The following is a 25,089-nucleotide window of genomic DNA, read 5'->3' as shown; positions in this document are numbered from 1 at the left end:
CGTAGTCGCAAGCTATTCGAAGAGGACGATGATGAGCATGGCCGAAGGACTTCAGCCCGACGAGTTCGCGGCAACCGCTTCACGCGCTGTGACCGCATGTGCCGGTCTGGGCGTGCGCGAACAGGCGCAAGATCTCGCCAGCGATGGTCTGCTCGGAATCATCGCGGATGAAGAGGTGGGGGGACTGGCCCTGCCGCTCGGTTTCGCGGTGCCGGTGATCGCTGCCGCTCACTCGGGTTTGCTCGGCTTTCCACTGCTGGAGACCATTCTCGTCGGCCGGCTGCTCCAGTCATCGCTGACGCGTCTTGCCGCTGCGATCGTGTCCGGCGAGAAGTTGGCAACGATCGCGTGGCAGGGTGAGGCTGTTCCCGAACGGGACGGCGGGTTGTTGCTGCTGAATGGTTCGCTCGCGCGCGCCCCTTGCGCGGCGTCGGTTGACCATATCCTGGTGCGGATGAGTGGCGGTGCCGCGGCGCTGATTCCGGCCAATGCCAAAGGCGTTGTGGTGGAGGACGCGGCCGGACTCGATCTGACGGTGCCGGAGCACGTGGTGCGGCTGGAAAAGGTCGAGGTTCCCATCAGCTCCATCCTGCCGGCCGGCACCTGGGATCTGCTCAGCTCGGACGCCAATGTGCTCCGCGCCGCGGCCATCCTGGGATCGGCCGAAGCGTGTCTGGCGCTCGCGCAGGAGCATGCATCGACGCGCCGCCAGTTCGGCCACGCCTTGTCCTACAACCAGGCCATCCGCCATGCTCTGGCGCGCCAGAAGCTCGGCCTCGAGAGCATTCGTCACGCGATCACGCGCAGCCTGTCCGAGGATGGTGGTCCCGTGCAGCGCGATGCCGCGTTCCTGGCCGCGGTGACCTATGGCAGTTCGATCAGCGAAGGCGCGCTGCAGATCCATGGCGGCATGGGTTTCACCTGGGACGTGCCGGTGCATCGCCATCTGCGCCGCATCCGCACGCTCCAGGCCCAGGGTGACGCCAGCGGCCTGATCAGCACGTTTGGCCGCCGTTACGTATCGGAAATTGCTCCGTTTGCCGAGGCAGGAGCTTGAAGGACAGGAGCGTGAGGGAGACAGCCATGACCGAAACCAGGGATCAGACGCTCGCAGGCCGCGTCGCACTCGTCACCGGCGCCGGAAACGGCATCGGGCGCGCAACCGCGCTCAAGCTCGCCGCGCGCGGCGCGATCGTCGGCGTCAATGATTTGAAGCCCGAATTCGTCGATAACACCGTGGAGGCGATCAAGGCATCCGGCGGCAATGCGGTCGCCGTCACGCAGGACGTCTCCAGCCGCGACGGCATGCGGCAGGCGGTGCTTGGATTGGCGGAGCAGCAGAGGCGTTTCGACATCCTCGTCAACAACGCGGCGTGGGTGCGTTATCAATCCGTTCCGGACATCGCCCCGGAGACCGTCGATCGCATGCTCAATATCGGCTTCAAGGCGATCATCTGGGGAATCCAGGCCGCTGCGGAGGTCATGGATGCGGAGCGCGGCGGCGCCATCGTCAACGTTGCCTCGGTCGCCGGCCTGATCTCGGCCAAGAACAGCATCGTCTACAGCGGCATCAAGGCCGGCGTCATGGGTATCACGCGGGCTGCCGCCGCCGAGCTCGGCGCGCGCAACGTCCGCGTCAATGCTGTCGCCCCTTCAGCAATTCCGACCGAAGGAACGATGCGCAACCGTAATGCCGAGCTCGACGCGCGCCGGGTCGCACGAACGCCGCTGGGACGGCTCGGCACGGTCGATGACATCGCCAAGGCGATCTGCTTCCTCGCCGGCGACGAGGCCGGCTTCATCTCGGCGCAGGTGCTCACCGTCGATGGCGGCATCACCCTGACCAACATTGCCTGACGGGGCAAACGCGATGTCCGACCTGACGCCGGAACAAGAGGTGCTGAAAGAGGCCTACATCAAGGCCCGCGGCTATTGGCGGCCCTGGACGGAAGGCCTGTTGCGTTTCGATCCCGAGTTTCTTCAGGCCTACGGCAAGTATGCGGGCTATGCCGCAGAGAAGGGACCGCTGTCTCGCAAGATGTGCGAGCTGATCTACGTCGCCCTCGACGGCTCGTCGACGCATCTGTTCCGCTCCGGCCTCGCGCTTCACCTGCGCCTCGCGCTTCAGGAGGGTGCCACCGCGCGGGAGATCATCGACGTGTTTCGCCTCGCGACGATGCAGGGGCTGGACGGCTGCAACGTCGGCATCGGCATCCTTGCCGAGGAATTGGCGAGCGTCGGAATCCAGCCGGATCATTGCGAGCTCACGAAAGAGCAGCTGGCGCTACGCGATGCCTATATCGCTCAGTTCGGGGACTGGCCGGATTTCTGCGAGCAATGGCTGCGGTCCGATCCCGGTTATTTCGCGGTCCTGCTGGATCTCCTCGCAGACCGGTCCGCAGGCGACGGTCTCGACCGGCGATCGCAGTGCCTGATCTCGCTCGCGCTGAACGCCTGCTTCACCGCGCTCAATCCGCAAGGGCTGCGTGTCCAGATCAAGCGGGCGCTGCGGCTCGGCATCGGCCAGCGGGAGATCCGCCAGGTTCTCCAGATGACGGCGCATCTCGGCGTACACGCTTGCGCCATCGGCGTGCCGGTCCTGATGGAGGCCCTCGAGGAGGGTACCTCGAAAGCCGGTGCGGGCGAGGGCGGCAAGGGAGCGGGTGAGGGAGGACGGACATGAGGGGGCTCGCGATCCGCAATCACAGGGCCTTTGCGTCCGGCGCCCTGTTCCTCGCCTTTGCCATCTTCTTCTTCGTGACGGCGCTGCAGTATCCCGCAGGTACGGCCGCGAAGATGGGGCCGGGCTATTTCCCGCGCCTGCTCGCGATCGTGCTCGCGGCCATCGGTCTCGTCGTGATCCTCGGTGCGATGAAGCCGGCTGCGGGGCGGGAGGCGCTGCGCGCATGGGACCTCAAGGGCCTCGCCTGGATCACAGGTTCCGTGGTGCTGTTCGGTGCGCTGCTGTTTCCGCTCGGTCTTGTCGGCGCGCTGTTCGTCCTGATCATGGTGTCGAGCAGGGCCAGTCACGAATTCACCTGGACCGGAGCGCTGACCAACGCGGCGGTGCTCATCGTGCTGTGCCTTGCCGTCTTCGTCTATGGTCTCGGGCTGCCATTGCCCGTCTGGCCGTCCCTTCTCAACTGAGCGAGCCGGGCAATGGATCTCTTCCACAATCTGGCAATCGGCTTTGCCACGGCCGCCCAGCCCGCCAATCTGCTCTACGCCTTCTTCGGTTGCCTGCTCGGCACCTTGATCGGCGTGCTGCCCGGGCTCGGTCCGCTCGCGACCATCGCGATGCTGCTGCCGATCACCTATGCGCTGCAGCCCGACGCCGCGCTGATCATGCTCGCCGGCATCTATTACGGCGCACAGTATGGCGGCTCGACCACGGCCATCGTGGTCAATCTGCCCGGCGAGTCCTCATCCGTCGTGACCACGATCGACGGCTACCAGATGGCCAAGCAGGGCCGCGCCGGTGTGGCGCTCGCAACCGCCGCCATCGGCTCCTTCTTCGCCGGATGCGTCGCGACGCTCGCCCTGGCGGCTCTCGCGGGCCCGCTGACCGCGACGGCGCTGCTGTTCGGTCCGAAGGAATTCTTCGCGCTGATGATCCTGGGCCTGATCCTTGCCTCGGTGCTGTCGAGCGGGCCCTTCATCGAGGGCATCGGCATGGTCGTGCTTGGCATGCTCTTGAGCCTCGTCGGGACTGACCTGAACAGCGGCAGCCAGCGTTTTGCCTTCGGCATCCCCCAGCTGTTCGACGGTCTCGATTTCGTGCCGCTCGCGATGGGCATCTTCGGCTTCGCCGAGATCGTCAAGAATCTCGAGCAGGACGACAAGCTGTCGCTGGTCACGCAGAAGATCACCAATCTGTTCCCGACCCGCGACGACTTCCGTCGCATGGTGCCGGCAATGCTGCGCGGCACGACGCTGGGTACGTTGCTGGGTGTGCTGCCCGGCGGCGGCGCGGTGCTGTCGTCCTTTGCGTCCTACACGCTGGAGAAGAAGCTGTCGCGGCATCCCGAGCAGTTCGGCAAGGGCGCGATCGAAGGCGTTGCGGGCCCGGAGTCCGCGAACAATGCCGGCGCCCAGACCTCGTTCATCCCATTGCTGACCCTAGGTGTTCCCTCCAACGTCGTGATGGCGTTGATGGTCGGCGCCATGAACATCCACAACATCCATCCGGGCCCGGAGGTGATGACGAAGAACCCGACCCTGTTCTGGGGCCTGATCGCCTCGATGTGGGTCGGCAATCTCATGCTGTTGATCCTCAACCTTCCGCTGGTTGGGCTGTGGGTGAAGCTGCTCACCATTCCCTATCGCTATCTCTTCCCCGCGATCATGGTGTTCTGCTCGATCGGCGTCTATTCCATCAACAGCGGAACGTTCGAGGTCTATGAGGCGGCCGTGTTCTGCGTGTTCGGCTACGTCCTGATCAAGCTGCAATTGCCGGCGGCGCCGCTGCTCTTGGGCCTGGTTCTGGGCCCGGCCATCGAGGAGAACTTCCGCCGCGCCATGGTGCTGTCGCGGGGCGATGCCACCGTGCTGCTGACGTCGCCGATCTCGGCGAGCCTGTTGGCCGCGGCCGTCATTGCGATCATCCTGATCATGCTGCCGACGATTCGCGCGCGGCGCGAGGAAGCGCTCCAGGAATGAGTGACATCGGAAGGCTCGTGCCATGATCCGTGAACCTGCCGCCTTCGAGGCCCTGCTGGAACGCATCCGGCGCTTTGTCCGCGACATCGCCATTCCGGCCGAGGCGCGCGTCGAAGACGGCGATGAGGTCCCGGCGGACATCGTCTCCACCATGCGCGAAGAGGGCTTCTTCGGCTGGAGCATCCCCGAGGCCTATGGCGGGGCCGGGCTCACCACGGAAGAACTCGTGCTGGCGGCGTTCGAACTGTCGCAATGCTCGGTCGCCTTTCGCGCCCGCGTCGGCACCAACACCGGCATCGGTTCGGAGGGCATCGTCGCCGATGGGACCGAGCAGCAGAAGCAGGCCTATCTGCCGCGCCTTGCCAGCGGCGAATGGACTGGCTGTCTCGCCGTGACCGAGCCCGACGCCGGCTCGGAAGCCTCGAATGTGCGGACCACCGCTCGCCGCGAAGGCGATTACTATGTTCTCGACGGCGAGAAGTGCTTCATCACCAACGCGCCCGTCGCCGATGTCTTCACGGTCACGGCGCGAACCGATCCGCAGTCGAAAGGCGCGACGGGTGTCTCGGCCTTCATCGTCGATCGCGGCAGCGCAGGCCTTGCGACCGGTGCGCCCTATCGCAAGATGGGGCAGGCCGGCTCGCCCGTGAGCGCGGTCTATTTCAACCAGTGCCGTGTGCCCGCGGCCAATCTGATCGGCGGCCGCGAAGGCGTGGGCTTCAAGACCATCATGAAGGTGCTGAACAAGCAGCGCATTCACCTGGCCGCGTTGTCGACCGGACCGGCGATCCGGATGCTCGATATGGCGATCCGCCATACCAGCAACCGCGTTCAGTTCGGCGAGCCGGTCGCGAACTACCAGCTGGTGCAGGCGATGATCGCCGACTGCCGGACCGAGATATTCGCGGCGCAGTCGATGATCCTCGAGACCGCGCGCAAGCGCGACCGCGGCGAGGACGTCGCGCTCGAAGCGTCGATGTGCAAATACTTTGCGACCGAGATGTGCGGCCGCGTGGCTGATCGCTGCGTGCAGATGTTCGGCGGCGCCGGCTACATCGCCGATCACTCGTCGATCGAGCGCTGGTACAGGGACGTCCGGCTGTTCCGGCTTTACGAGGGCACCAGCCAGATCCATCAGCTCAACATCGCGCGCCTGCTGCTGCGGGATGCGGTGTGAGCCGTCGATCAAGTTCAATGGGTTCGGGGAAGTGAAATGAGCGGGCCGCTCGAAGGGTTGAAGGTCCTGGATATCGCGACCATCGTCGCCGCGCCGTTCGCCGCGACGCTGCTGGCCGATTACGGCGCCGATGTGCTCAAGATCGAGATGCCGGGCCAGGGCGACGGCGTGCGCGCCTTTCCGCCGTTCAAGGACGGCAAGCCGTTGTGGTGGAAGACCGTGAACCGCAACAAGAAGTTCGCAACGCTCGACCTGCGCAAGCCGGAAGGCGTCGAACTGTTCAAGCGGATGCTGCCGCATTTCGACGTGCTGATCGAGAATTTCCGGCCCGGGACGCTCGACCGCTGGGGATTGTCGAAGGAGGTGTTGTGGCAGATCCAGCCGCGCCTCGTCATCCTGCGTGCCACCGCCTTCGGCCAGGACGGCCCGTATCGCGACAGGCCGGGTTTCGCGCGGATCTTCGAGGCGATGGGCGGGCTCACCTACATCACGGGCGAGGCCGATGGCCAGCCGATGCATCCCGGCTATCCCCTCGGCGATGCGATTGGCGGCCTGTTCGGCGCGTTCGGCGCGCTCGCGGCCCTGTGGAAGCGGGCGAAAAATCCGGACGCGCCGGGCGAAGAGATCGATCTCGCGCTGACCGAGGCGGTGTTCCGGCTGCTCGACGTTCTCGCCATCGAGTTCGACCAGCTCGGCGATGTGCGCGGCCGCATCGGAAACGGCAACGCCTATTCCGCGCCGGCGGCGGTCTACCGGACCCGCGATGACCGCTGGGTCACGCTGGCGGGCTCGACCAATGCGCTGTTTGCCGCGAATTGCCGGGCGATCGGCCGGCCGGATCTGATCGACGACCCGCGCTTTTCCAACAATGCACGGCGCGTCGACCATTCGGCAGAGTTGAACGCTATCTTCGCGCAATGGTGCGGCGATCATACGCTCGAAGAGGTGCTTGCCGCTTTTGCGGCCGAGGAGGGCACGTTGGCGCCCATCTACGCGATCGACCAGATCGCCGCCGATCCGCAATCCCTGGCGCGCGAGATGATCACCCGCGTTCCCGACCGCCATTTCGGCTCGGTGGCGATGTCCAATGTCGTGCCGCGTTTCACGGCCGACCGTGCGCAGCTCCGCAACTCGGCCGGCGACATCGGCCAGGACAATCGCGAAATCTACCAGCGCTGGCTCGGCCTGTCGGAGGACGAGATCGCTCGCCTCGCGCAGGCGAAGGTCATCTGATGAACCGCCCGCGCGCGGCTATTGCCGGGCAGCGATCGCGGTCATCTCGAGCTTGACGCCCGGACCGAGATCGGCCACGCCGATTGCGGCCCGCGCCGGCAGATGCGCTTCTGCGAAATGCGCCTTCCAGGCTGCATTGAACTGCGCCTTCTCCTTCAGGTCGGTCATGTAGATGGTCACCTGCAGGACGTTGGCGAGGTCGGATCCGAGGGTCTTCAACAGGCGCGCCAACTGTCCGAGGACGTCGTTGGCCTGGCCCGACATATCGAGGCTGGTGTCCTCGGGGACGATTCCACCGATGTAGAGCGCACCGTTGTGCTCGACCACTTCGTGGAGGAGTCCTTCGTAGGGCAAGACGCGCTGGATCATGATGACGCCGATGTTGGTTTAAGGAGATGGGCGGGCATATCGCACATTTCCTTGTCGGTGTCGCTGCAGGAGATCTCGCGTGCCTGCAAATGGTTCGACCGGGGCCTCCGAAGGTGGTCAGATAAGGCTTTGAAAATAAAAGGATAAATTTACGGTAGAATCGTCGTCGATCGCCCGCCGAATGTTCACCAAGATGCAGTTGCGCACGAGAGCCCAGCATTTCCGCCGACCCTGAGTCCGACGACATTAGGGGGTGGATCGGTATACTGCCACCGGAATTGACTCGGGGCGCGGCTGAACCGTGCCATGTCCCGGAACAAGGATCTCGCGATGGACGATACGATTGGCTTCCCCGACCCCGGCCTCGACCTCTCGGACGGCTTCAAGCCGCACACCTCCCATTGGGGTGTATTCTCGGCGCGCAACGGCGCGGCCGGGCTCGAGGTCAGGGCCTATGCGGGCGATCCCGATCCGAACGGCATCATCGATAATTTCCCCGGCGCGCTCCGCCACCAGGCGCGCATCGCACAGCCGGCGATCCGCCGCGGCTGGCTCGAGCGCGGGCCGGGCCCGGACGACCGTCGCGGCCGTGACGAGTTCGTGTCGGTGAGCTGGGACAAGGCGCTCGACCTCCTCGGCGACGAGCTCTGCCGCATCCGCGACACGCGCGGGCCCGGCGCCGTGTTCGGCGGCTCCTATGGCTGGTCGAGCGCAGGCCGCTTCCATCACGCCCAGAGCCAGGTGCATCGCTTCCTCAACATCGCGATGGGCGGCTATGTGCGTTCGGTGAACACCTACTCCTCCGGCGCGTCCTCGGTGCTGCTGCCGCAGATCCTCTGCGGTTACGAGGACATCACCAAGCGCAACGTCACCTGGGAGCAGATTGCGACCGAGACCGACATCGTGCTGGCATTCGGCGGCATGGCGTTGAAGAACTCCATGGTGGCCGGCGGCTCGATCAGCAAGCATGTCGAACGCGGCGCCATGGAAGCAGCGTGCAAGCGCGGCTGCGAGTTCATCCTGGTCAGTCCGCTGCGCGACGATCTCCCGGTCGAAGCCGGTGCCGAATGGATGAGCTGCGTGCCTGGCACCGACACCGCGCTGATGCTCGGCATCGTGCATACGCTGGTCGCTGAGAATCTGCACGATCAGGCTTTTCTCGATCGCTACACCGAAGGCTGGCCGGTCTTCCTGCGCTATCTCAACGGCGAGAGCGACGGGCAGGCGAAGCACGCCGAATGGTCTGCCGCGATTTGTGGCGTCGAGGCGGAGACGATCCGCAAGCTTGCGCGCCGTGCCGCCGGCAAGCGCGCGCTCATCACCGTCTCGCATTCGCTCCAGCGCGCCGAACATGGCGAGCAGCCGGTGTGGATGGGCATGGTGCTGGCGGCAGCCCTCGGCCAGATCGGTCTTCCCGGCGGCGGTTACGCCTATTCGCTCGGGGCGATCGGTTATTACGGCCGCCGCGTCAACGACGTGCCGGGGCCGACGCTGGGGCAGGGCCGCAACGGCGTCGCCGATTTCATTCCGGTGGCGCGCATCGCCGACATGCTGCTCAACCCTGGAACCACCTATCGCTATAATGGCGAGACGCGGACCTATCCGGACATCCGCCTCGTCTACTGGGCCGGCGGCAATCCCTTCCACCACCATCAGGACATCAACCGTCTGCGCAAGGCGTTTGCGCAGCTCGACACCTTCGTCGTGCACGAGCTCGCCTGGACCGCGACGGCGCGGCACGCCGACATCGTGCTGCCCTCGACCATGACGCTCGAGCGCGAGGACATCGGCTATTCCACCAACGATCCTCTCATGGTCGCGATGCATCAGATCGCCGAGCCGTTCGGCCTTGCGCGCGACGACTACGACATCTTCGCCGATCTCGCTGATCGTCTCGGCGCGCGTGAACCCTTCACCGAGGGACGCACGTCCCGTCAGTGGCTGGAACATCTCTACGAGCCGACCCGCGCCTCGCTCGCCAAGCGTGGCCTGGAGGCGCCTGATTTCGACGAATTCTGGCGCCGCGGCAGCCTGGTCGTGCCGCAGCAGCCGGATGACGGCGGCCGGCTGCGCCGCTTCCGCGAGGATCCGGTCAATCATGCACTGCCGACGCCGAGCGGGCGCATCGAGATTTATTCGGCGAAGATCGCCGCCCATGGCGATGCCGATTGTCCCGGTCATCCGGTCTGGCTGGAGAAGACCGACATGCCCAAGCCCGGCGCACCGTGCTTCCTCGTCGCCAACCAGCCGGTGACGCGCCTGCACAGCCAGCTCGATTTCGGCGGCCATTCGCTTGGAGCAAAGCACCGCGGCCGCGAGGTCGCGCGCATGAACCCGGTTGACGCCGACGCGCGCGGCATCAAGGACGGCGACATCATCCGCCTGTTCAACGACCGCGGCGCGTGCCTTGCCGCCGTCCACGTCACCGACGGCATTGCGCCCGGCGTCGTGCAGCTTCCGACCGGCGCCTGGTATGATCCGATGGATCCCGAGGACGACGCCCCGCTCTGCGTTCACGGCAATCCCAACGTGCTCACCCGCGACATCGGCACCTCCTCCTTTGCGCAGGGCTGCACCGGGCAGCTGACGACGGTCGAGGTCGAGAAGTTCACCGGCAATTTGCCGCCGATCCGGGCATTCGATCCGGTGTAGGGATTGCTTCGCTGCGCTCGCGATGGCGGTGTGGGGCAGCTAACTCCAGTCCATCCCCGTCACCCTGAGGTGGCCGCCTCTTCAGCGGCCCTCGAAGGGCGACGGCCCGGCTGCATCCCCTCGGCCGTTCATCCTTCGAGGCTCTCCATGGAACGCGTTGCGTCCCATGGCTCGCACCTCAGGATGACGGAATTGGAGGCGAGTTTGACGCTGGAATATCCCCCGTGCGAATTCGAAATCGTCGCGCGCATGACGAAAGAACCACGTGCGCGGCGCTGCTAAGGGTTCGTCTCCTCACCGAAGGATCAACGAACATGACCAAGGCAGACCTTCAAAGCCCGACCGATCTCGGCGCCAACGCGAACCGCGACATCCCCGCCGCGCTGCGCGCTCTGCTCGCTGACGTCTTTGCGCTCTATCTGAAGACCAAGAACTTCCACTGGCACATGTCGGGCAGCCATTTTCGCGACTATCATCTGCTGCTCGACGAGCAGGCGGACCAGATCTTTGCGATGACCGACGACATCGCCGAACGCGCGCGCAAGATCGGCGGCACGACGCTGCGCTCGATCGGCCACATCGCGCGCGAGCAGCGCATCCTCGACAACGATGCTGACTATGTCGATCCCCTGGACATGCTGGCGGAGTTGCGCAGCGACAACCAGCAGCTCACGCGCGAGATGCGGCGCGTGCACGAGCTCTGCGACGAATATGGCGATGTCGCAACGGCAAGCCTGATCGAGAACTGGATCGACGAGGCCGAGCGACGGGTCTGGTTCCTGTACGAGTCGGGCCGCACCGGCGCGCATGGGTGATTCACCAGGCCAGGAAAAAGGGGCCGTCCTGTGTGGGAGCAGGGACGGCCCCAACTGGCTCACAGACCCGGGAGGAAGAGGGTGTGAGCCGGCGCAAGTGGCAGGGCGCTTGCGCTAAAGGCAGGGAATGACGAGCTACGCGGCCGCGCTGGCGATCCAGTCCCCGTCCGCAGCGGGTCGATGCCGCGGCAGCGCTTCGATCTCACAGCGCTCGCTTTTGCTGGCGAGGCGCCAACGTGCCGGGGACTCGCCGCTGATGCGCTTGAAGACGGTCGAAAAATGCGCCTGCGTAGAGAAGCCCACGGCAAGCGCGATCTCGGCCAGCGGCCGCCCGGTCGTCGCCAGCAGCGTCTTCGCATGTTCGATCCGGTGATTGAGCAGATATTCGCGCGGACGATAGCCGGTCGCGGCACGGAATTGCGCCGCAAAGTGCATCCTGGAAAGCCCGGCGACGCCCGCGAGTTCGGACAGGCTGATGCTGCGGTCGAAATGCTCGGCGATATGCTGCTCGACGCGTCGCAGCCGCCATTTCGGCAGCGCATTGACCCGCGCGCGTGGCGGCTCGAGCCGCGTGAGATGCATCGCAAGGGTCTGGCCGATACAGCGCGCGAATTGATGGTCCGCGGCATCGCCACGCTCGATCAGCGCCTTGGCGAGTTCGGCGGCGAGCGGATCGCGCAGCAGGACGAGATCGCCAAGCCCGTCGGTCGCGGGCGATTGCATCGGGAATTGGTCCACCGCGATGTGGAAGTGCAGGAAGGCGCAGGGCGCCTGGAATTGCGCACAGAGAGGTTTTGACGGCGCGCTGACATAGAGCGTGCCTGCGGGCATGGTGCCGTCGAAAATGATCTGACGATCACGCGTCAATTTCGCGCGGGTGGTCTTCAGGGCGATGCCGACGAAATAGCGATCCTCAGGGGTCGTCGCGACATGCGACGACCTGTCTCTCAAATCTTCCCATCGCGAAATCGCGATGTCCTCCGTCGCTGCATTCGGGCCGCGCTCGAGCCGGCGCCATCCGCTCTCGTTGGAAATCGGCTGTGCGGCCTGATGCACCTGGTGATCCCGCGGGCCGGCCTGAAGATCAATCCAGGCATGTGCCGCCTGCAAGTCGGTGAACATCGCTCATTCTCTCCGCATCGCGGTCGCTGGCGACCGGCAAACTTTCAAGCCCAAAGCCTTCACTCGGCTTCGAGAAGGCTTTCCATGCTCGGAGGATAGGCGTGGGCCCGGCAAGAAGCCCGTTAGTGGTGATTAGGATGTGTTAGATTTTGTGCGAGCGCACATGGTGTGACAGCTCGTCGCAGTTGGTCTGACTTCATCAAGCTTTTCAATTCGTTGTGCCGAGCCGCGCGAGGAATCCGCGCACGAGCGTAGCGATCTCGTCGGTCGCCTCGTCCAGTGCGAAGTGACCGGCTTCGAGCATGTGGACCTCGGCATCCGGCACATCGTCGCGATAGGCGGTGGCGCCGGCGACGGTGAAGGAGGGATCGTATTTGCCCCAGACCACCAGCATCGGCGGCCGCGTCCTGCGCAGCCAGTCCTGCCACTTCGGATAGGACGCGACGTTGGTCCGGTAATCCAGGAACAATGTGGTCTGGATCTCCGCCTGGCCGGGACGCGTCAGAAACGCGTATTCGTCGATCCAGGTGTCGGGGTCGTAGCGCTCCGGATGCGGGCTGGAGCCGAGGTGGCGCTGGCGCGTCGCCTCCAGAGACGTGAAGTTGGCCTTGAGCGCCTCGAGCTCATGGGCGGGATCGGCCCAGTATTTGCGGCGCGCGTCCCACAGCGGGCTCAGGCCCTGCTCATGTGAAACCGCATTCTGGATGATGATGCCGCGGACACGTTCGGGATGTGCCAGCGCCATGCGGAAGCCGACCGGACCGCCATAGTCCTGCATGAACAGGACGTAGCTCCTGAGTCCGAGCTTCGTCGCGAGTTCGTCGATCACGCCGGCGATATTGTCGAAGGTGTAGCTGAACTCGGACGGCGGCGGCGCGCTGCTGTTGCCGAAGCCAGGATAGTCGGGCGCGATCAGGTGATATTTGTCGGCGAGCAGCGGCAGCAATGGCTCCCACATCCTCGAGGAGGAGGGAAACCCGTGGAGCAACAGCACGGCCGGCGCGTCCACGGGCCCGGCCTCGCGGTAGAAGATCTTCAGGCCGCTCACATCGACGCTGTGATAGCTGATCGAGCGACGGCTTGATCGCAGATCATCTGCCGGGGCCCGTACGTTCGTTGGCGCGTCGCCGCTGCTACTCGAAGACGGCATCAAAAATCTCGACATCCATCAGCACGGGTTTTGCGATCACGGTTCCGTCAGGCTGCAGCGCCTGTGCACGCCGCAGCGTCGGCACCACGATGCCGCCGAAACTGTCATGGGCCCAGGAGTAATGAGCGACCTTCATCCCGAAGAGATCGTGATCCGTTCGCCGCTGCAGCGCGTTCTCATCGAAATAGAAGGTCTGATCGGACGCGAGCGTGATCAGGCTCGGGGGGAATTGCGCGCGCAGCCGCCGCCAGGTTTCGGTGTTCTCGCGCCACGGCGGCAGTTCTTCCAGCACGACACCGGGATGGGCGAGCAGGAATGGATGGATCAGATAATTCCAGATCGCGACGCCGCAGAAGAACACGAGGTGCAGCTCGTCCGCGAGCGCAGCAGAGCCGGCCTCGGGGAATGCAAGGCTCGGATTGCGCCAGGTCCGCAGCACCTCGCCATCGGGGCTTTCGATCGTGATCGCGTCCGGTTGAAAGGAGCCCGAGTACTCCCCGCCAGTGATGCCGGTGAAACGGACGGACTGCGTTCGCGTCGAGCCTTCCGCGGTCACATCCTTGAACTCCCTGGCATGTCCCGCGCTTGCGAACAGTGTTCCGCCAACGGACAAATGGAGCGTGAACCGGTTCAAGCTGTTCCAGCGGGCCAAACCGCCGCTGGCATCGATTACATCGTCAAGGAGAGCCATGTCGCGCCATATTCACCGTGAGGTGCCACCACCATGGCGGGGCGCTTGCGGATTGGCGTGTTAGAAGTTGTTAGGAGTTGCGAGCGGGGATTTAGTCGGTATCCCGTTGAACATGCTGTTAATTCAGCGCGTCCAGCAGTCCCGTTGCGGCGACCAGATCACGAGTCGCGAGGCCCTCTTGGTAGCGCGCCACGAGTGGGGCGAGCAGGTCGCGTGCGTCGCGGACTTTTCCTGCCTGGTGCCAGATGCGGCCGAGGCTGATCGCTCCGCGAAGCTCCCAGCCGAGAGCGCATTGCCGGCGCGACAGATCTAGCGATTTGAGTAAGCAGCTTTCGGCTTCCGCCGCGTTGCCCGAGTGGGCCAGAATATCGCCCTTGACCCTGAGCATCTCCGGCATGTCGAAGGCTTCGCCGTGATCGGGAATCTGGGCAATCGCTTCATTGATCGTGCGTAGGGCCTCGCCGGTCTGGTTCTGCGCTGCGAGACCCTCCGCGAGCGCCGTCGCATACACCGTCGTCATGATCCGGTGCCGTGTCGCATAGAGCGTCGCCTGGCTGCGGCGCAGATGCTCGATGCCGCCGGCAAGGTCGCCGCGGCGCAGCAGCAGCTCGCCCTTCTGGCCGATCCCGACGGCGTGATAGGGACCGAGGAAGTGCCGCGCCGAATGCTCGATCAGCCGCTCTATCAAGGTTTCGGCGTTGGCCCAGTCGCCGACCCAGAGAAAGACGTAGATGGTCCAGACCAGGGAAATGCCGAGCGTGAGCGGCTGTTCGAGCAGCTCGGCTTCGCGCACCGTGTATCTGGCTGCCTCGACCGCGCGATCGGGTCGGCCGGTGAGCCACAGCCCGCGCGCCAGCGCCACCAGCGCGACGATGCGGTCGTCATAGCCGAGATGTCCGATGTTCAGCCGCTGCGAGCCGGGATTGTGCACCATCGCGCTCTCGCAGAACTGCACGGCCTTGTCCTGGTTGCCGATCAAATGATGCGCGACGCCGAGCATCCATTCCACGTTCAGCGTTGCGGCGGGATCGTTCAGCTTGCGCGCAACACTCTCGCTATCTTCGCCGGTGCCGAGCGCGCCATGGAAATCTCCGACCCTGGTCAGGTAGATGTGCAAGCCGCGCAGCAGCCAGAGCTGCCAGTGCAAATCCTCGAGCTCGCGGGCAAGCTGCAGGCTGCGCGTGAATGCCGCGCGGACCGTCTCCGTATTGCCTTGCGTGAACATCACGGAGACGCCGAGCGCGGCCTGCAGCGTCATCTCCTGGCGGCTGTCGATCGTATCAGTATCGAGAGACGCGAGAGCCTGCTGCGTCCAGCGAAAACACTCCGTCAGCAAGGTCAGCTCGAGGAAGAACTGGGCGGCCGAGGCTGCGAGATCGACGCCGATTGCCCGGTCGCCGCCGTCCGAAAAGCTCCAGGTCAGCGCGGCCCGGACATTGGGCAAATGGTCGGCATAGGGCAGAAAACCGCCCGCGGTCCGCAGCCCCGAGGATTTGAGCGCGATGTCGCGCAGGACATCGCGGAAATATTCGGCGTGTGCACGCGCGATGCGGTCCGCTTCCCCTTTCTCGACGAGCTTGTCGCCGACGAAGGTGCGGGTGGTATCGAGCAGGCGATAGCGCAGCCGCCGCTCCGCAGGCGAGGTTGCGATCAGCGATTTGGAAAGCAGGTTCGAGATCGCCTCGACCGCCTCGGCTTCGCCGATGCCCTGGCTGGATGCGACCGCAAGTGCGGCCTCCAGCGTGAACGGCCCGACGAACACCGACAATCCGCGCAGCGTCGCGCTCTCGGCTTCTGGCAGCAGATCGTAGCTCCAGGCGAGCGCCGCGCTCAAAGTCTGATGCCGCGGGATCGCGGTGCGCCGTCCCCGCCACAGCAGCGAGAAGCGGCTGTCGAGCAGCGAGGCGGTCCCTGCGATGCCGTAGGCGTTGACGCGTCCGGCTGCGAGCTCGATCGCGAGCGCAATGCCGTCCAGCCGCCGGCAGATTTCGGCGACGAGCGGCGCGTCCTCCTCGCTGAGCTCGAACTCGCTCAGGCTCTCGGCAATGCGTTCCACGAAGAGTTGGCTTGCAGGATAGGCAAGGATGTCGGCAATGCCGAGTCCGTCGCGCTCGGGCGGGCAATCCAGCGGAAACAGCCGGTGCACGCGTTCGCCTTCGGTGCGAAAGGATTCGCGGCTGGTGGCGAGAACGTGCAGCTCGCCGGCCTCCTGGACGAGGCGCTCGGCCACGGGGGCGAGTTCGTCGAGGATGTGCTCGCAGCTGTCGAACACCAGCAGCGAACGCCGGCTGCGCAGGAAAGTCAGCAGGCCCGGCATCGGGTCGTCGGAATTGACCGTCAGGCCGAGGGCGGCGGCGATCGTTCCGGGGACGAGGCCGGCATCGGTGAGCGCGCCGAAATCGACGAAGCACACCTGGCCGTCGAAGGCCTCCAGCTCGCGATGGGCGACGGCGAGTGCGACCGAGGTCTTGCCGATCCCGCCGGGGCCGACGATGGTGACAAAGCGATGCAGGGCGAGCCCGGCGGAAATTTTCGCGATGGCGTCGTCCCGCCCGATCATCCTTGCAAGCGGCGACGGCAGCGCGTGGCGCGAACTGACGGGGCTGGCCCGGCCGTCAGAAGCAGCAGGGCGGAGCAGCGGGGCCGCGAAGCAATAGCCGCGTCCGGGAACGTTGACGACGTAGCGCAAGCCTTCGCCGGAATCGCCCAGCACCTTGCGCAACGTCGTGATGTGGAAGCGCAGGCTGCCTTCGTCGACATTCACGTCGGACCACACCTGCTTGATCAACTCCCGCTTGTCCACGACCTCGCCGGCGCGTGCGGCAAGAAAAATCAGGATGTCGAGCGCGCGGCCGCCGAGATGAAGCGGGACGCCGTCCTTCTCCAGCAGCCGCGACTTTGCAAACAGCCGGAATGGTCCGAAGGAAATGGCCGAATCCTGGTCGCTTGTATCCGGCACGAGTCAATGGTTCCAGTGGAGGGTTGCTGTCTGCAACTTTGGTCTAGCAGAACGACGTTGCGAGTAAACTGGTCGAAAGTGGCGGAATCGCGTGGCGATCGCCGCAGTCTCCGGAGAATAACCGCGGCAAATTTTGCTTAAACGCGAGCGGCTTATGACGCAGCCCGCGACAATTCGTCAGTGTGCTTGACCGTCGCGACGGCAGTCTCCGCTGCCGGATTGTGACGCCGTCGATCATAACAGAATCTTGCAACGTCTAACGGGCAAAACGCGCGCGACGCATCCAGTATGGCCTTCGAGTTAGATCCTGTTCCAACGGGGAGGCTATCATGTCCGCCATCGGTTCGATGCCGCACGGCAGCGCCGTTCGACCTCAGTTTGTCACAGGTCTCGACGATCGATCGCGTGATTGGGAGCTCGTGTTGCGGGAATTCCATCACCGCATGAAGAACACGCTGACGCTGCTGAGTGCGTCAGTCCGCCGCGACTTCACGCGGGCCGGCAGCAGGGACATGTCGCTGGCGGTGGATCGGTTCGAGCGCCGCATCGTTGCCTTTGGCAGGCTCTATCAGCTCTTGTCCGACCACGACGATCCCTTGGCGGTCTCCGTCGCGCCCTTCTTTGAAAATCTGTGCGGGGCGCTCTCCGAGGCGGTGCTGGAGCCGGCGGCCATCCGCTGCGAAGTGGCCATCGAAGGTGGCGTGTTGTCTGCATCACGATGTCATCGCCTCGCACTGATGCTGACGGAGCTGGTCACGAATGCGGCAAAGCACGCCTTCCCGAACAAGAACGGCGCCCTGATCCGCATCGACGTCGCGCGCCGCGACGGCGCCTGGGTCTGCACGGTGGCCGACAACGGCATTGGTGCGATCGGTCCGCTCCAGGGCACCAGCAGCCTCATCCTCGAAGCGCTTGCCCGCAGCGTTCATGCACGGCTGCATGGCGAAGCCCGGCAGGGCGGCACGCGGGTGAGCATCGTGATGCCGGCCGACGCTTGAAGGATCCCTCACTCACACCACGGGAGTTCGACATGACCACACTCGAAATCGATCGCGACGCCGGGACCAGGCCCTCGACATCGCGCAGCGTTGACATGAAGCTCGAAGTCGTCGTCATTCCGGTGTCCGACGTGGATCGCGCCAAGGCGTTCTACGCGCGCCTCGGCTGGCGAATGGACGCCGATTTCGCCTCGGGCGACGAGTGGCGCGTGATCCAGTTCACACCGCCGGGGTCGGCCTGCTCGGTGATCTTCGGCAAGAATGTCACGGCGGCGGCGCCCGGCTCGGCACGCGGTCTGTATCTGATCGTCTCCGATCTGGAGGCCGCGCGGAAGGATCTGCTCGACCGCGGCGTTGCTGTCAGCGAACCCTTCCACGGTGCCGGCGATCTCCACGCAGGCCCCGATGAGCCGTATCTGTTCGGCAGCGTCCGGGTCAGCGGCGCTGACCCGAAGCGTGGCAGCTACAGCTCATTCGCCTCGTTCAGCGATCCCGACGGCAATGGCTGGCTGTTCCAGGAGGTCACGACGCGACTGCCGGGACGCATCGAGAGCGGCGGCACGACGTTCGCTTCGACGACCGATCTGGCGGCGGCACTGCGTCGCGCCTCAGTCGCGCATGGCGAGCACGAGAAGCGCACTGGGGGACACGACGAGAACTGGGCGGACTGGTACGCCGACTACATCGTGCGCGAGCAGGCCGGTCAGGAGCTGCCAACCTGAAGCAACCGCATTCTCGGACCACGGCGCGCGATGATTTGGGCTTCGCGCGCCGGCGACAGGCGGTCACGCTGATGTCGCCTTCAGCCGGTACGGAGCGTCGGTGCCAACAACAAGCAAGGAGAACTGAGATGATCCGCAAGGCAACAGCAGTCTGGAAGGGAACCGGTCGCGATGGCGCGGGCCATCTGTCGAGCGAATCCGGCGTGCTTGCCGGCACGCCCTATTCGTTCAAAACCCGCTTCGAGAACGAGAAGGGCACCAATCCCGAAGAGTTGATCGCCGCAGCCCATGCCGGCTGCTTCACCATGGCGCTCGCCTTCGGCCTGCAGATGGCGGGTTTCACGCCGGACGAGCTCTCGACGGAGGCAGCCGTCACGCTCGAGCCCGAAGGCAAGGGTTTCAAGATCAGCAAGTCGGCGCTGACCTTGCGCGCAAAAGTGCCGAACCTCGACGACGCCGGCTTTGCCCGCATCGCCGGCGAAGCCGAGAAGAATTGCCCGGTGTCGAAGGTGCTCAACGCCGCGATCACGCTCGACGCCAAATTGGGCTAGAGGCGCGCTTTATATTCCGGGTCCATCCGGTTCTGGGAACCGGGTGGACACGCTTGGCTTTCGGCCGGGCGGCCGAGGGCATATGATGAGTCCGATGCAGAACGGACAGAGTGGTCAAGTGGGAGTGGACAGATGACGACTGAGCGCGCAGTTTTGGCCGGAGGCTGTTTCTGGGGCATGCAGGATCTCATCCGCAAGCAGCCGGGCGTGATCTCCACCCGCGTCGGCTACACCGGTGGCCACGTGAAGAATGCCACCTACCGCAATCATGAAGGCCACGCCGAAGCCATCGAGATCATCTTCAATCCAGCGAAGACCGGCTTCCGGACCATGCTGGAGTTCTTTTTCCAGATCCACGACCCGACCACGCTCAACCGCCAGGGCAATGATCTCGGCACGAGCTATCGTTCAGCGATCTTCTATACCGGCGACGAGCAGAAGCGGGTTGCCGAAGACACCATCGCCGACGTCGAGGCGTCCGGCCTGTGGCCCGGCAAGGTGGTGACCGAGGTCGCGCCCGCAGGCGAGTTCTGGGAAGCCGAGCCCGAGCATCAGGATTATCTCGAGCGTTATCCCGACGGCTACACCTGCCACTTCATCCGGCCGGACTGGAAACTGCCGCGCCGCGCGACGGCGGTAGGAGGCTAGCGCGCATCGGTGCGCGGTCAGTTCCGTAGTTGCGCCATCAATTCGCGCGCGGTGCGCTTGTCGGCGATCTCGGTCCCCTCTGTGAACGATCTGGAGACGTTCTCCAGAACGGCCAGAGCCTCGGCGCTCTGGCCGGCCCCGCCCATCAGCCGCGCGAGGCTGATCGCACAGCGCAATTCCCAGAAGCGAGCGCCCTGCCGGACGGCCATGTCCATGGCGTTGCGAAAGTGCGCTTCGGCGCCCTCTGAGTTCCTCGCGCTCCTGAGCATCAACTCCCCTTTGATGCGGATCAGCTCCGGCAGATACCACAGCTCCTGCCGGTCATTGCAGCGGGTCAGGGCGTCCTCGATCACGTCGAGGCCGCGGTCGACCTGATCGGCCTCGCCAGAGCACGCTGCAAGCTCGCCGAGCAAAGGAAGGAAGCGCGGCAGGAAGCGAGCATCGCCGGCGCGGTTGAGTTCCTCGCGCAGCAGCGGCAGGCCGGTCGCAACGTCGCCGCGCCTGGCGATGACGGCCGCATTGAAGGCCCGCGCCCACAATCCCCACAGCCGGATCGCGTGCCGCTCGGTGTGCTCGAGCAGCTCGGTGCCGTGGCGTTCCGCAGCGTCGAAATCGCCGGCCCAGAAGGCGATCGGGCAGGCGGCCTGCCCCAGCACGCTGCAGAAGGTCAGGGCGTGGCCGTTGGCACGGCCCTCTTCGATGTTTCTGGCGGCGAGCGCCTGGGCCTGGTCGGCGAGACCCTGCAGCCACAGGATGCGGGCGCGGAAATATTGCGTGGAGATCCTGAGATCGAGCGGGAAGATCTTCGGCTTCTCCGCCAGCACATGCAGCGATGCATGCACCCGGTCGATGCGCAGCCGTGCGTCGTTCTGGTCGCCGAGATAGTGCAGCGCGACGGCCGTCAGCCGGTCGCCCAGCATCACATCGGTCTTGTCGGTCGAGTTCGCCGCCGCGTTCGCAAAACGATCGGCGAACGCACGGGCCTTGCCGAACTGTCCGTTGTTGAACTGGTCGATGCACAGGCCCCACAGCGCGCGCAGCCGGAAATCCTTGTCGTCGAGCCGGTCGGCAAGCTCGAGCGTCGTTTCCAGGATCGGGCGCGCCTCGCGCGCGCGGCCTTCGCCATACATCAGCGACCAGCCGAGTGCCGACAGGAGCTGCATGCGGATACGGTCGTCGCCGGTGTCGCCGAGCGCCGCGAGTGCCGTCCTGCATCGTTCGCGGCATTCGGCGAACAGGGAAAGCCGCACCCACAGCGTGACCGCGGCCGCTGTCAACGCGATTCCCAGCTCGGCATCGCCATCGGGCGCGAAAGCCCAGTCGAGCGCTGCGCGCACATTGTCCAGCTCCGCGCCATAGATGCCGATCCATTCGGGCTGCGGCGTCGACGTGTCGGCCTCGGCGTGCGCGAAGAAGTCGCGAAAATGCTCGGCATGGCGGCGTGCGAACTGCCTGGTTTCGCCGAGCGCACCGAGCTTTCCCTGCGCGTAGGCCCGCGTCGTGTCGAGCAGGCGATAGCGCAGCGTGCGCGCGCCGGATGGTGAGATCAGCGACTTGGTGACCAGGCTGTCGATGGCCTCCAGCGTTTCCGATGCGCTGAGGCCGTCACCGGATGCAACCGCGGCAGCCGCCTCCGGGGCGAAAGGCCCGGCGAACACCGAGAGCCGGCGCAGGGTCGCACTCTCGGCCGCAGGCAGAAGGTCGTAGCTCCAGTCGAGCGCGGCGGCGAGGGTCTGGTGCCGCGGCACGGCCGTGCGCCGGCCACGCCATTGCAGCGAGAAGCGGCTGTCGAGCAGCGATGCGGTGCCGGCGATTCCGTAGGCGTTGACCCGCCCCGCCGCGAGCTCGATCGCCAGCGCAATGCCGTCGAGGCGCCGACAAATGCTCGCGACCAGCGGCGCTTCGTCCGCACTGAGCTGGAACGGGCCGGAGCTCTGCGCGATGCGCTCGACGAAGAGCTGGGCGGCGGGATAGGTGAGGACCTCGGCGACATCGATCCCCTCGCGCTCGGGCGGACAATCCAGCGGGAACAGCCGGAAGATGCGCTCGCCCTCGCTGCGGAACGATTCGCGGGTGGTTGCGAGAACGCGAAGCTGCGGCGCCTCGCGAACGATGTGCTCGACGAGCGGGGCCAGATTGTCCAGCACATGTTCGCAGCTGTCGAGGATCAGCAGGGCCGGGCCGACCTTGAGGAACGTCAAGAGGGCCGGCGTCGGATTCTCGGCGCTGATGGTCAGGCCGAGCGCGGAGGCGATGGTGGTTGCGACGTGGCCGGCATCCCGTAGCGCGCCGAAGTCGACGAAGAAGACCCGTCCGCCAAAATCCTGGGAGCGGCGATGCCCGACAGCGATGGCGACGGCCGTCTTGCCGATGCCGCCTGGGCCGACCAGGGTCATGAAGCGATGCAGCGAGAGTCCGCTCGATATCTTTTCGACGACCTCCTCCCGTCCGACCATTTTCGAGAGCGGCGCGGGGAGGGCGCGGGGCGGCAGGATGTCGATGGTAGGCTGCGCGGCGGGCGAGGCCGGCGGGGCGAGTGAGGCGACGAAGCAATAGCCGCGGCCGGGCACGTTGACGACGTAGCGCGCCGATTTGCCGGTATCGCCGAGCGCTTTGCGCAGCGCTGCGACATGGAAGCGCAGGCTGCCCTCGTCGACATTGACGTCGGCCCAGATACGCTTGACCAGCTCTCTCTTGTCGACGACTTCGCCGGGCCGCTCGGCGAGGAAAATGAGGATGTCGAGCGCGCGGCCGCCGACATGGAGCGGCGACCCCTCCTTCTCCAGGAGCCGGGACTTTGGAAACAGTCGAAAGGGCCCAAATGAAATGGCCGAGTCTTCGCTACGATCTGGCACGCGCCATTGCCCCCGCGACGGGAGTCAAAAGGTATTCGTTTGTGGTTTATCAGAACGAACCGTACAGTAAACTGGCCGAAAGCAGTGGGCAGGGCCAGCAGCCCTGCGTGGACCGCGTGGGTCGGCCGTCTTCCGAAATATTGTTTTAAAAGTAACGGCTTAGAGCACATGACATGGCGGTGACGCCGCCGCATAGTCCGGACGGAGCATCGACGTCGGTCGCCGATTGCTGCGAAGCGCATCGTCCGGGAGCGGGTCTTGCCTCGGGCCGTGACAATCGGCTTCCGGATTCCAATATGCCCTCCTTCTCGCGGCGACAGATCGTCCATGCATTGTCGGGCGCAGCCGCGCTTGCGGCGATTCCGCGCAGTGGACAGACCGCCGACTATCCATCCCGTCCGATTCGCCTGGTGATCCCGTACGGGGCTGGCGGATCGGGCGATCAGATCGGGCGCCCCTGGGCAGAGAGGATGTCGTCGCTGCTCGGATCCGTCTTCATCGAAAACATCACCGGCGCGGGCGGCGCAATCGGGACAGCGGCGGTCGCGCGCGAGAAGCCCGACGGCTACTCGCTGCTGCTCGGAAACGACAGCACGCAGGCGGCCATTCCGCTGCTATCGCAAAATCCGTCCTATGCGATGGACGATTTCCGCGCCATCTGCCGCCTTATCACCAGCGCGCTTGTTTTCGTTGTCCATCCGTCGGTGCCCGTCACGAATCTGCGTGAGCTGATTGCCTACGCGAAAGCCAATCCGGGAAAGCTGTCCTACGGGACACCCGGTATCGGCAGCGGAAATCATCTCGTCGGCGAAGCCTTCAAGCTGCAGGCGGGCGGACTGGACATCGTCCATGTCCCGTATCGGGGCATCGCGCAGGCTAGCAACGACCTTCTCGCCGGCCAGATCCCTCTCATCATTGCCGTGATGTCGGTGCAATTGCAGCAGTGGAGCGAGGCCGGCAAGATCCGGATGATCGCGGTCGCCACCGAAAAGCGGCTGAGCGTGGCCCCCGATATCCCGACCGCCATCGAATCCGGCATGCCGGGCCTCCGCTATGACGGCTGGTTCGGCCTGTTCGCGCCCCGGCAGACCAACGATGCGATCATCGACCGGATCGCGCAGGCGACGCGCATTGCCATGGCCGACAAGGCGATGCAGGCCAATTACCGTGCCGAGGGCATGGAGCCGGACAGCGACTCGAATCCGGCCGAATTCCAGCGCCTCGTCGAGGCGACTTCGGCGAGCCTGTCGCGCATGATCAAATCGATCGGGCTGGAGAGGTTTTGAGACGACTCAACCGGTGGGGCGCGTGACGATGCGCGCCGACAGTGTGACCAGACACATCAGCGCGGCCAGAAGCCAGAACGCCGTCGGCAATCCGCCAAGGCGCGCGACGAAGCCGACGCCGGCAGGACCGATCAGGATGCCGGCATAGCCCGCAGTCGTGATCGCGGCGACCGCGAGGCCGGTGGGCATCACCGTCTGCCAGGCAGCGCGCCGGAACAGCACCGGCACGAGGTTCGACGCGCCGAGGCCGATCAGCAGGAAGCCGGTCATCGCAACCGCCGCGATGGGCGCTGTGAGCAGCACCACGAAGCCTCCGATCGCAATGAGGCTGCCCCAGAACAATGTCGCGCGGTCTCCGATGCGCGCGACGACGGCGTCGCCGCCGAGCCGCCCCACCGTCATCGCGATCGAGAACACGATGTAGCCGGTCCCGCCTTGCGCCTCCGGGACGAGGCCTGCACCAATCACCAGCAGCGCGCCCCAGTCGAGCATCGCGCCTTCGACGAGGAAGGTGATGGCGCCGAGCAGCGCGAGCAGGAGGACGAAGCCGTGCGGCAGCACCAGGAGCGGCCCGTCCTGCACCTGCACGGAGCGCAGCAGCCGGGGCGAGGTCACCGTCATCGCGATCAGCATCAGGACCGAGCAGATCAGCGTGCAGGCGAGGGGGCCGAGCTGCAGCGACAGCAGCGCGGTCATCAGCGCCGATCCGGCGAAGCCTCCGATGCTGAACAGTGCGTGGAAGCCGGACATCAGCGGAATTTTCGCGGCGCGCTCCACCTCCACCGCATGAATGTTCATGGCGACGTCGATCGAGCCGAGCGCGGCGCCGAATGCGAACAGCGCCATCGCGAGCGTCGCTGGCGTACTCGCGATGGCCAGCAGCGGCAGCACCAGCGCGAGACCGAGCCCGCCGGCGACGATGATCGGCCTGCTGCCATAGCGCGCGCTCATGATCCCGGTCAGCAGCATAGCGACGACCGAGCCGATGCCGAGGCTGAGCAGGAGCAGTCCGAGCATGCCGTCGTCGACGCCGAGCCGCGTCTTCGCGAACGGCACCAGCGGCGCCCAGCACGCGATGCCGAAGCCCGCGACAAGGAAGGCAAGCCGCGTCGCAAGGCGTGTCGCCGGCCGGTCGGCGGAAGACATTGGAACTCCGGGGAAGCGCGATGAAGGAGGCGAGGCCGAAAAGCCCGACGATTGCC

21 protein-coding genes are annotated in these 25,089 nt (G+C 65.4%); 14 read left to right on the top strand and 7 right to left on the bottom strand.

All coding sequences use genetic code 11. From position 1 onward, the window contains the following. Positions 1-28: 28 nt before the first annotated feature. Genes XH79_RS38385 through XH79_RS38355 form a run of 7 tightly spaced genes read left to right on the top strand, consistent with a single transcriptional unit; the run spans position 29 to position 7,069 of the window. Entirely contained in the window at positions 29-1,057 is a 1,029-nt protein-coding gene (locus tag XH79_RS38385) for an acyl-CoA dehydrogenase family protein (protein ID WP_271585054.1), read from the top strand. A gap of 26 nt (positions 1,058-1,083) precedes the next feature. Further along, positions 1,084-1,857: an SDR family NAD(P)-dependent oxidoreductase gene (locus XH79_RS38380; protein ID WP_212337932.1), complete on the top strand. Its 774-nt coding sequence runs from the start codon at positions 1,084-1,086 to the stop codon at positions 1,855-1,857. 13 nt (positions 1,858-1,870) lie between these two features. Further along, positions 1,871-2,683, top strand: coding sequence for a carboxymuconolactone decarboxylase family protein (locus XH79_RS38375; RefSeq protein ID WP_271585053.1), 813 nt, complete (start codon positions 1,871-1,873; stop codon positions 2,681-2,683). Beyond that, positions 2,680-3,147 carry a tripartite tricarboxylate transporter TctB family protein gene (locus XH79_RS38370; RefSeq protein ID WP_271585052.1) on the top strand — a complete coding sequence of 156 codons (468 nt, stop codon included), beginning with the start codon at positions 2,680-2,682 and terminating at the stop codon, positions 3,145-3,147. Before XH79_RS38375 ends, XH79_RS38370 begins: the two co-directional genes overlap by 4 nt. Before the next feature lie 12 nt (positions 3,148-3,159). After that, complete coding sequence (locus XH79_RS38365; RefSeq protein ID WP_271585051.1) at positions 3,160-4,659, top strand: tripartite tricarboxylate transporter permease; 1,500 nt, start codon at positions 3,160-3,162, stop codon at positions 4,657-4,659. A gap of 22 nt (positions 4,660-4,681) precedes the next feature. Then, positions 4,682-5,836, top strand: coding sequence for an acyl-CoA dehydrogenase family protein (locus tag XH79_RS38360; protein ID WP_271585050.1), 1,155 nt, complete (start codon positions 4,682-4,684; stop codon positions 5,834-5,836). A gap of 36 nt (positions 5,837-5,872) precedes the next feature. Continuing rightward, a complete protein-coding gene (locus tag XH79_RS38355; RefSeq protein ID WP_271585049.1) occupies positions 5,873-7,069 on the top strand; it encodes a CaiB/BaiF CoA transferase family protein in 1,197 nt (398 codons plus the stop codon). Between the two features lie 18 nt (positions 7,070-7,087). Here XH79_RS38355 and XH79_RS38350 read toward each other — a convergent pair whose 3' ends face one another. Continuing rightward, positions 7,088-7,438, bottom strand: coding sequence for a RidA family protein (locus XH79_RS38350; RefSeq protein ID WP_212337937.1), 351 nt, complete (start codon positions 7,436-7,438; stop codon positions 7,088-7,090). 330 nt (positions 7,439-7,768) lie between these two features. On the opposite strand from XH79_RS38350, the gene XH79_RS38345 reads away from it, so the two are divergent. Together XH79_RS38345 and XH79_RS38340 are read left to right on the top strand one after the other, a co-directional pair. Continuing rightward, entirely contained in the window at positions 7,769-10,090 is a 2,322-nt protein-coding gene (locus XH79_RS38345) for a molybdopterin guanine dinucleotide-containing S/N-oxide reductase (protein ID WP_271585048.1), read from the top strand. Between the two features lie 314 nt (positions 10,091-10,404). After that, positions 10,405-10,905 (top strand): Dps family protein, encoded by a 501-nt coding sequence (locus XH79_RS38340; protein WP_212337939.1) that lies wholly within the window; start codon positions 10,405-10,407, stop codon positions 10,903-10,905. 135 nt (positions 10,906-11,040) lie between these two features. Here the strand turns inward: XH79_RS38340 and XH79_RS38335 are convergent, their stop codons facing one another. From XH79_RS38335 to XH79_RS38320, 4 genes are all read right to left on the bottom strand, one after another. After that, complete coding sequence (locus XH79_RS38335; protein ID WP_271585047.1) at positions 11,041-12,027, bottom strand: helix-turn-helix domain-containing protein; 987 nt, start codon at positions 12,025-12,027, stop codon at positions 11,041-11,043. A 208-nt stretch (positions 12,028-12,235) separates the two neighbouring features. Further along, a complete protein-coding gene (locus tag XH79_RS38330) occupies positions 12,236-13,177 on the bottom strand; it encodes an alpha/beta fold hydrolase (protein ID WP_271585046.1) in 942 nt (313 codons plus the stop codon). Next, positions 13,161-13,868 carry a hypothetical protein gene (locus XH79_RS38325; protein ID WP_212337942.1) on the bottom strand — a complete coding sequence of 236 codons (708 nt, stop codon included), beginning with the start codon at positions 13,866-13,868 and terminating at the stop codon, positions 13,161-13,163. The genes XH79_RS38330 and XH79_RS38325 overlap by 17 nt, the downstream gene beginning before the upstream one ends. A gap of 118 nt (positions 13,869-13,986) precedes the next feature. Then, positions 13,987-16,827, bottom strand: coding sequence for an ATP-binding protein (locus XH79_RS38320; protein WP_271585045.1), 2,841 nt, complete (start codon positions 16,825-16,827; stop codon positions 13,987-13,989). A gap of 329 nt (positions 16,828-17,156) precedes the next feature. On the opposite strand from XH79_RS38320, the gene XH79_RS38315 reads away from it, so the two are divergent. The 4 genes from XH79_RS38315 to msrA all read left to right on the top strand — a co-directional run bounded on the left by XH79_RS38315 (position 17,157) and on the right by msrA (position 19,746). After that, positions 17,157-17,825, top strand: a complete 669-nt coding sequence (locus XH79_RS38315) for a sensor histidine kinase (RefSeq protein ID WP_271585044.1) — start codon at positions 17,157-17,159, stop codon at positions 17,823-17,825. 32 nt (positions 17,826-17,857) lie between these two features. Beyond that, positions 17,858-18,547 carry a VOC family protein gene (locus XH79_RS38310; protein ID WP_212337945.1) on the top strand — a complete coding sequence of 230 codons (690 nt, stop codon included), beginning with the start codon at positions 17,858-17,860 and terminating at the stop codon, positions 18,545-18,547. Between the two features lie 128 nt (positions 18,548-18,675). After that, complete coding sequence (locus XH79_RS38305) at positions 18,676-19,098, top strand: OsmC family protein (RefSeq protein WP_212337947.1); 423 nt, start codon at positions 18,676-18,678, stop codon at positions 19,096-19,098. Between the two features lie 132 nt (positions 19,099-19,230). Further along, on the top strand, positions 19,231-19,746 hold the full coding sequence (gene msrA, locus XH79_RS38300; RefSeq protein ID WP_271585043.1) for a peptide-methionine (S)-S-oxide reductase MsrA: 516 nt from the start codon (positions 19,231-19,233) through the stop codon (positions 19,744-19,746). A gap of 17 nt (positions 19,747-19,763) precedes the next feature. Here the strand turns inward: msrA and XH79_RS38295 are convergent, their stop codons facing one another. After that, positions 19,764-22,601, bottom strand: a complete 2,838-nt coding sequence (locus XH79_RS38295; RefSeq protein ID WP_271585042.1) for an ATP-binding protein — start codon at positions 22,599-22,601, stop codon at positions 19,764-19,766. A 296-nt stretch (positions 22,602-22,897) separates the two neighbouring features. Between XH79_RS38295 and XH79_RS38290 the strand changes: the two genes are divergently transcribed. Then, positions 22,898-23,887, top strand: a complete 990-nt coding sequence (locus tag XH79_RS38290; RefSeq protein WP_271585041.1) for a Bug family tripartite tricarboxylate transporter substrate binding protein — start codon at positions 22,898-22,900, stop codon at positions 23,885-23,887. Positions 23,888-23,893: 6 nt separating this feature from the next. On the opposite strand, the gene XH79_RS38285 is transcribed toward XH79_RS38290, so the two are convergent. Beyond that, positions 23,894-25,033 (bottom strand): MFS transporter, encoded by a 1,140-nt coding sequence (locus XH79_RS38285; protein ID WP_271585040.1) that lies wholly within the window; start codon positions 25,031-25,033, stop codon positions 23,894-23,896. Positions 25,034-25,089 lie beyond the last annotated feature (56 nt).

The organism is Bradyrhizobium sp. CCBAU 45389 (genome assembly GCF_028128625.1).
Classification (GTDB): Bacteria; Pseudomonadota; Alphaproteobacteria; order Rhizobiales; family Xanthobacteraceae; genus Bradyrhizobium; species Bradyrhizobium liaoningense_B.
This window is presented reverse-complemented; position numbering and strand designations above follow the sequence as displayed.